Origin of the sequence: Pseudomonas huaxiensis (genome assembly GCF_003231275.1) — a bacterium.
GTDB lineage: Bacteria > Pseudomonadota > Gammaproteobacteria > Pseudomonadales > Pseudomonadaceae > Aquipseudomonas > Aquipseudomonas huaxiensis.
On record NZ_QKVL01000005.1, the window covers coordinates 262,825 to 269,477 of the forward strand.

The following is a 6,653-nucleotide window of genomic DNA, read 5'->3' on the forward strand; positions in this document are numbered from 1 at the left end:
AAACGTAAAAAATCATGACAGATGCGCCGGTCACATCTCGAATTCGGACGCCAGTGCGGCGCGAACGCAATACAGCACGCCTTCCGGCACCCGCGCGCCAAACAGCGGGCTGATCTCCGACACTGGCGGCAGTTCGCCCTCTCCATCGAGGAACGCGTCCTGCACTTCCGCCATCAGGTCTTCCGGCAGGTCCAGGGCCTGCTCCAATGACAGCTCCTGGCGACCGATGGCCTCGGCGAGCAGGCTGTAGACGTTCTTCTCGCTGCACTGCAACTGCCCGGCGATCTGTGCCGGCGTCATGCCGGCGCGGGCCAGGGTGACGAGTTCGTGGCGCAGATCGGCAACCACCGGAGGCGCCTCGGCAGCGCCGCCCAGCACTTCGAGGAAGGCCTGGCCATAGCGCTCCAGCTTGCGCGCTCCAACGCCGCTGACCTGGGCCATCTCGCTGAGGCTGGTCGGCTGGCTGCGGAGCATTTCCAGCAAGGTGGAGTCGGGGAAGATCACATAAGGCGGTACACCGTGCTCCTCGGCCAGCTTGCGGCGCAGGGCGCGCAGGGCTTCCCACTGCTCGCGCTCCTCGCCGCGCACCAGTTGACTGGCCGGGCTGCCGCCGCTGCTGCTGGACTTGCTGCTGGTCTGCGGCTTGAGGTCCCGGCGCAGTTCCAGACTGACTTCGCCACGCAGTAAAGGCCGGCAACTGTCGGACAGGCGCAGCCCGCCATAGCCCTCCAGATCGATATCGACCAAGCCGCGCGCCACCAACTGGCGGAACAGCGAACGCCATTCGCCCTCGGCGCGGGCCTTGCCGACGCCGTAGACCGCCAGCTTCTCGTGACCGAAGTTGCGGATTTTTTCGTTGTCCTTGCCCAGCAACACATCCACCAGGTGACCGACGCCATAACGCTGGCCGGTGCGATAGACCGCCGACAGCGCCTGACGCGCCGACTCGGTGGCATCCCAGGTTTGCACGCCGTCGACGCAGTTGTCGCAATGGCCGCAGGGCTGCGGCAGCTCCTCGTCGAAGTAGCGCAGCAGGGCCTGGCGGCGGCAGCGGGTTTCTTCGCAGAGGGCAAGCATGGCGTCGAGCTTGTGCTGCTCGACGCGCTTGTGCCGCTCATCGCCCTCGGAGTTCTGCAGCATCTGCTTGAGCATCACCATGTCTTGCAGGCCGTACGCCATCCACGCATCGGCGGGCAAACCGTCACGGCCGGCGCGACCGGTTTCCTGGTAATAGGCTTCCAGCGACTTGGGCAGGTCGAGGTGGGCGACGAAGCGCACGTTGGGTTTGTCGATACCCATGCCGAAGGCGATGGTCGCCACCATGATCAGGCCTTCCTCGTTGAGGAAGCGGCGCTGGTTGGCGGCACGGGTCTCGGCCGGCAGCCCGGCGTGATATGGCAGCGCCGGGAAACCCTGGTCGCAGAGGAACGCGGCGACCTCATCGACCTTCTTGCGCGACAGGCAGTAAACGATCCCGGCGTTACCGCGGCGCTCGCCGAGGAACGCCAGCAACTGCTTGCGCGGCTGCTCCTTGGGCACGATACGGTAGAAGATGTTGGGCCGGTCGAAGCTGGAGAGAAAGCGTTCGGCGTCTTGCAGGTGCAGGCGCGTGACGATTTCTTCCCGCGTACGCATGTCCGCCGTGGCGGTCAGGGCGATACGCGGCACATTGGGGAAGTACTCGGCCAACTGGCCCAGTTGCAGGTATTCGGGACGGAAATCATGGCCCCACTGCGACACGCAGTGGGCCTCGTCGATGGCGAACAGGGCGATATCGAGTTCACGCAGGAAGTCCAGCATGCGCGGCTGCACCAGGCGTTCCGGCGCGAGATAGAGCATTTTCAGCTCGCCCCTGCGGATCCGCCCGGCCAGTTCGCGCTGTTGTTCGGCGCTCAGGGTGGAGTTCAACGAGGCGGCGGCTACGCCCAACTCGTCGAGGGTCGCGACCTGGTCTTCCATCAGCGCGATCAGCGGCGAAACCACCACCGCCAGGCCATTGCGCAACAGCGCCGGAACCTGGAAGCACAGCGACTTGCCGCCGCCCGTGGGCATCAGCACCAACGCATCGCCGCCATTGGCCACGCGTTCGATGATCGCCCCCTGGCGTCCCCGGAAGCTGTCGTAGCCGAAGATATCCTTGAGGACGCGCTGAGCCTGTTCGAGCATAACCACTCCAAAAATCGTGAAACCATCCCGGCCACAGGCTGGATGAAAACCGTCCGCGACTCACGCAAAAATGCGCAAGCAGCTTTTACCGGGGGAAATCCGCACCCACCGGAAAAAAGCCGGCAGTATACCCGAGCGCCCAACGCCAAAGGGGGTTGCACGATAGACCGTCATCCTTTGCGTTGCAGGTGCTGCAAAATGCTAGAATTCAGCATCGTTATATTTCCAAGGTAGCCCCTAATGTCCTTCGCTGAGCAATTGACCCGCCTGCAAGCCTTCCTCGACGCCGACGAGCTGCACGAAGAGGCGCTGGACTACGTTGCCGCCCACGGCTACCTGACCGCGCTGTCGATCAGCGCCGAAGAGGTGACCGACCGTGAGTGGATCGACGCCCTGTTCGCCGAGGAACCTCACTACGCCAACGACGCACAGCGTGCCGACATCGAAGCTACGCTGATCCAGCTCAAGGCCCACATCGCCCGCCAACTGGCCAGCGACGAGGAGTTCGAGCTGCCATGCGACCTCGACCTGGGCGACGAGCCTGATGATTCCGACCTGCGCGGCTGGTGCATCGGCTTCATGGAAGGTGTCTTCCTGCGTGAGGAAGCCTGGTTCGAAAGCGCCGAGGAAGAAGTCAGCGAAATGCTCCTGCCGATCATGGTCGGTTCCGGTCTGTTCGATGAACAGCCAGAGTTCGCCGATATCGCCAGCGACGCGAACCTGATGGACGACATGATCGTGCAGATTCCGGAAGCGCTGACCGCGCTGTACCTGCTCTGCCACGCACCAGAAGAAAAGCCGGCCCTGCTCAAGCCGCGCCATCACTGAGTTCGCGTTCGTGCGCTACCTGCTGCTGGCCATCGGCTGGCTCAGCGTCGCGCTGGGGGTGATTGGCATCTTCCTTCCGGTGTTGCCAACCACCCCTTTTCTTTTGCTCGCGGCCGCCTGTTTCGCCCGCAGTTCCCCCCGCTTCCACGACTGGCTGGTGTATCACCCGCGCCTTGGGCCGTGGATCCGCGACTACCTCAGCGGCGAAGGCATTCCCCTCAAGGGCAAGGTCTACGCCATCGGCCTGATGTGGGCCAGCATCAGCTTATCGTGCTACCTGGTGCCCTCGCCGTGGGCCCGTGGCTTCATGCTGACCAGTGCGGTGCTGGTGACGATTTACATCCTGCGACAGAAAACCCTTCGCCGGCCGCTCTGAAAAAAGTCGGGAGTGGCGCAGCGTGCTACGCCACTCCCGCGGTCCCCGCCCTTAAACCGTATCCACCTTCAACGAATGGTCATTGATCATGCCGTTGATGATGGTCGCCGTGTCCGCCCCCGAGGCAATGACCCCGCCCGCCCCCGCCGTCACCCCGTAATGCTGGGCAAGGTCCACACCGGCAAGATCGATGGTCTGGGTCGGCGTCGCCCCGGCCACCGAACTGACCTCGATGGTCGAAACAACGCTGGCCCCGGCGCCGGTCACCTTGAAGTGCAGATAATCATCCAGCGACGCCGACGTCGTGTTTTCCCCCTGGAGCAACTGCGACAGGTCCAGACGGTCGGTGCCCGGCGTGAAGTCGGTCACCACGTCGTGACCGGTATCACCCAACTGCCAGAGGAACGTGTCGCTGCCTGGCCCCCCGGTCATTGTGTCGTCCCCGCGCCCGCCAATCAGCACATCATCGCCACCACCGCCGTTGAGCGTGTCATTGCCCAGGCCGCCCTCCAGACGGTTCGCGCCGGCGTCCCCGGTGAGAGTGTCGTTGTAGTCAGAGCCGATCAGGTTCTCGATCGAGACCAGCGTATCCAGTCCCGCGCCTATGGTGTTCTGCTGACCGGCAAGGCTCAGATTGACCGTCACAGCGCTGGTGGCGCTGGCGTAACTCGCCGTGTCGATACCGGCCCCGCCATCGAGCAGGTCGTTGCCAAGGCCGCCGATCAGCAGGTCATTGCCGTTGCCGCCATACAGCGAGTCGTTGCCGGCGCCGCCCACCAGTACATCATTGCCGTCCCCACCATTGAGCGTGTCGTTACCGCTGCCGCCGAGCAAGGTGTCGGCATTGGCGGTGCCGGTCAGGGTTGAACTGTCCTGGTAGGTGATATCCAGAGCGCCGGTGGCGGTGCCGCCGTGTCCGTCGTTGACGGTGTAGGTGCCGTTGTACTGCGGGGTATTGTTGGCCGCGCCCGAGTAATCGACGGTCATGGTCAACTGGTAGTTCTCGGCGTTGTTGACGCCGCTGCCGCTCGTGTTGGTGAGGTTGACCACATGGATGCTGTAGACCCCGTCATGGCTGGCAACAAAAGAGCTGCCGTCAGCAATCGTCTGATAGCTGCCAGACGCATCCTTCCACTCCATCAGCACGTTGCCGGCAGGCCGGTCATGGTCGAGTTTGAGGCTCTCGCCCGTTTTCAGGGTGACCGTGATCACGTCTTCATCGTTGGCGTTGGTGTTCGAGACCGCCCCCAGATAGCCGCTGACGATCAGTGCCGCGGTCATTGAACCGCTGGTGCCGGTGAACGTGCTGCGGGCAATGTCCTTCAACTGATTCGCCGGACTGTCCCCGTTGCCATTGAACAAGACCGTCGGCGTGGTACTGCCTACCGTGAAGTCGGCACCCCGGGCGCTCCAGCCGGTATTGAAGGTGATCGGCGAGGCGCTCAGGCGGTCGTTGTTGGCATCGGTGTCATTGGCCAGCAAGGCCTCGGCCGGCACCGTGATATTGGCCGAGAGGATATTGGTGATGACGTGGTCGGCCCCCGCCACTGGCGCGGCGTTGGTATAGACATTGATCACCAGGCTGGCATTGCTCAGGTCGCCGTCGTTGTCGCTGACCACGAAACCGACGTTCTCCACCTGGCTGCTGCCATTGTCCTTCGGCGGGGTGTAGGTGAAATCGCCGGTGTCCATGTCCACCACCAGCGAGCCGCCCATGACCGTCTTGACGGTGATGCTGTTGGTCACAGTGTCGAAGGTGCCGCGGTCGGTACCACTGGTGGCGTAGGAACCCTGGTTGGAATTGCCTTTCGGATCGTAGGTGTAGGTCGTGCCGTCCACCACCAGAGACTTGATAAAGCCGCCATCGGCGCCGAAGTACCCGCCACTCATCAGGCTGCCGGTGATCGGCGCGCCCTGAACGGTGCCCGACAGGACCGAGTTCAACTGGTTGAGGTCGGTCACTACGGTCGCGTTGGTGTCGGTATGGGTACTGCCGTCGTAGGCCAGCGGATTGAGGTTGCTGGCGTTGACCCCGGTGCCGAGACCAATGGCGTAGGACTTGATCCCATTGGCATCAAGGAAATTGGTCCAGGTCGTTTCCCGGGTGCCGGAAATAGCGTGCCCGGAGGTCGGCTCACCGTCGGAGAAGAAGTAGGTAATGTTCTGCGCACCCACGATTTTTCCGGCAGTGGTGTAGGCGCTCTGCGCCGAGGCAGTGGCCGAGTCGTAGTACGTCGACCCGCCGGCACTGAGACCATTGACGATGGTCTTGGCCTGGTCGACGGTGACCCACACCGCGGACTGCCCGGTGGCGCCGCTGGAGAAGGTGACGATCTGCACTTTTACATCGCCCAGGTCATCGTACTTGTCGAGCAATGCGGCAATGGCCTGTTTCGCCAATTGCAGGCGCGTGAGCCCGGGCACGCCGGAGGCATCGTTCATGCTGCCCGACACGTCGATGACCAGCAGCAGGTTGGAGTCTACCTGCCCCGGTGTGACGGAGCGCGTCGCGCCTACAGCCTTCGGCACATCGTCGACGATGTTGATCAGGATGGTGCTGGTGGTGAAGTTGCCCAGTGCATCCGTCGCCTTGTAGGTGAAGGACTCGGTCATCACATTCGCGCCATCGTTGGCGCCACCCGGCGTTTTCGGTGCCGAGGTCAGGGTGTATTTGTAGGAACCGTCGGCATTGAGCAGGAGCTGGCCGTAGGCGCCAGTCGAGCTGCCCAACAGGCTGTAAGAAATAGCGCCGGATCCGCCCGACACCGAACCTACCAACGTCCCACTGCCGGTTTCCGTAGTCGCACCTGGATCGCTGCCAACCACCGTACCGGCGGCCAGGTCCTGGCCATCCTTGATAAGGTCCAGGGCTTTTTCATACACCGTCACGTCCTGGTCCTGACCTGCAATCAGCGCACAATCCTTCACATTGACGGTGAGGGTCGTGGTGCTTTCGTCACCGTCGGCATCCCGAATGGTGTAGGTGAACACGTCCTGCGCACCGGCCGCCGCCACCGAGTTCGGATTGGCGTGGTACACCGCATTCCCTGCGGCATCCAGGGTCAGGGTGCCGTAGGTGCCGGCGACATTGGTGTTCAGCGAGCCAATGGCCGACGTTGCGGTATTGGAGCCAGCGCGGACACCCACCACCACATTGCTGCCCGGGTCGTCGGCACCCTTGGTGTCGTTGGTCAGGACATTACCGGTCACCGTATCGCCCTCGATGACCGAGACCGCATCGGGGCGCGCCGTCGGCACATCGTCGATGATATTGACGTCGAGG

The 6,653-nt window shown here is 63.2% G+C and carries 4 protein-coding genes; 2 read left to right on the plus strand and 2 right to left on the minus strand.

The genetic code is table 11. From position 1 onward, the window contains the following. Positions 1-30 precede the first annotated feature (30 nt). Positions 31-2,166, minus strand: a complete 2,136-nt coding sequence (gene recQ / locus DM374_RS09190; RefSeq protein WP_095160069.1) for a DNA helicase RecQ — start codon at positions 2,164-2,166, stop codon at positions 31-33. A gap of 240 nt (positions 2,167-2,406) precedes the next feature. On the opposite strand from recQ, the gene DM374_RS09195 reads away from it, so the two are divergent. Together DM374_RS09195 and DM374_RS09200 are read left to right on the plus strand one after the other, a co-directional pair. Further along, positions 2,407-2,994 (plus strand): UPF0149 family protein, encoded by a 588-nt coding sequence (locus tag DM374_RS09195; protein ID WP_110969561.1) that lies wholly within the window; start codon positions 2,407-2,409, stop codon positions 2,992-2,994. Continuing rightward, positions 2,987-3,370 (plus strand): YbaN family protein, encoded by a 384-nt coding sequence (locus DM374_RS09200; RefSeq protein WP_177431540.1) that lies wholly within the window; start codon positions 2,987-2,989, stop codon positions 3,368-3,370. Before DM374_RS09195 ends, DM374_RS09200 begins: the two co-directional genes overlap by 8 nt. Positions 3,371-3,421: 51 nt before the next feature. On the opposite strand, the gene DM374_RS09205 is transcribed toward DM374_RS09200, so the two are convergent. Continuing rightward, the coding region (locus DM374_RS09205) for a beta strand repeat-containing protein (protein ID WP_157969676.1) at positions 3,422-6,653 on the minus strand (3,232 nt) is incomplete at its 5' end.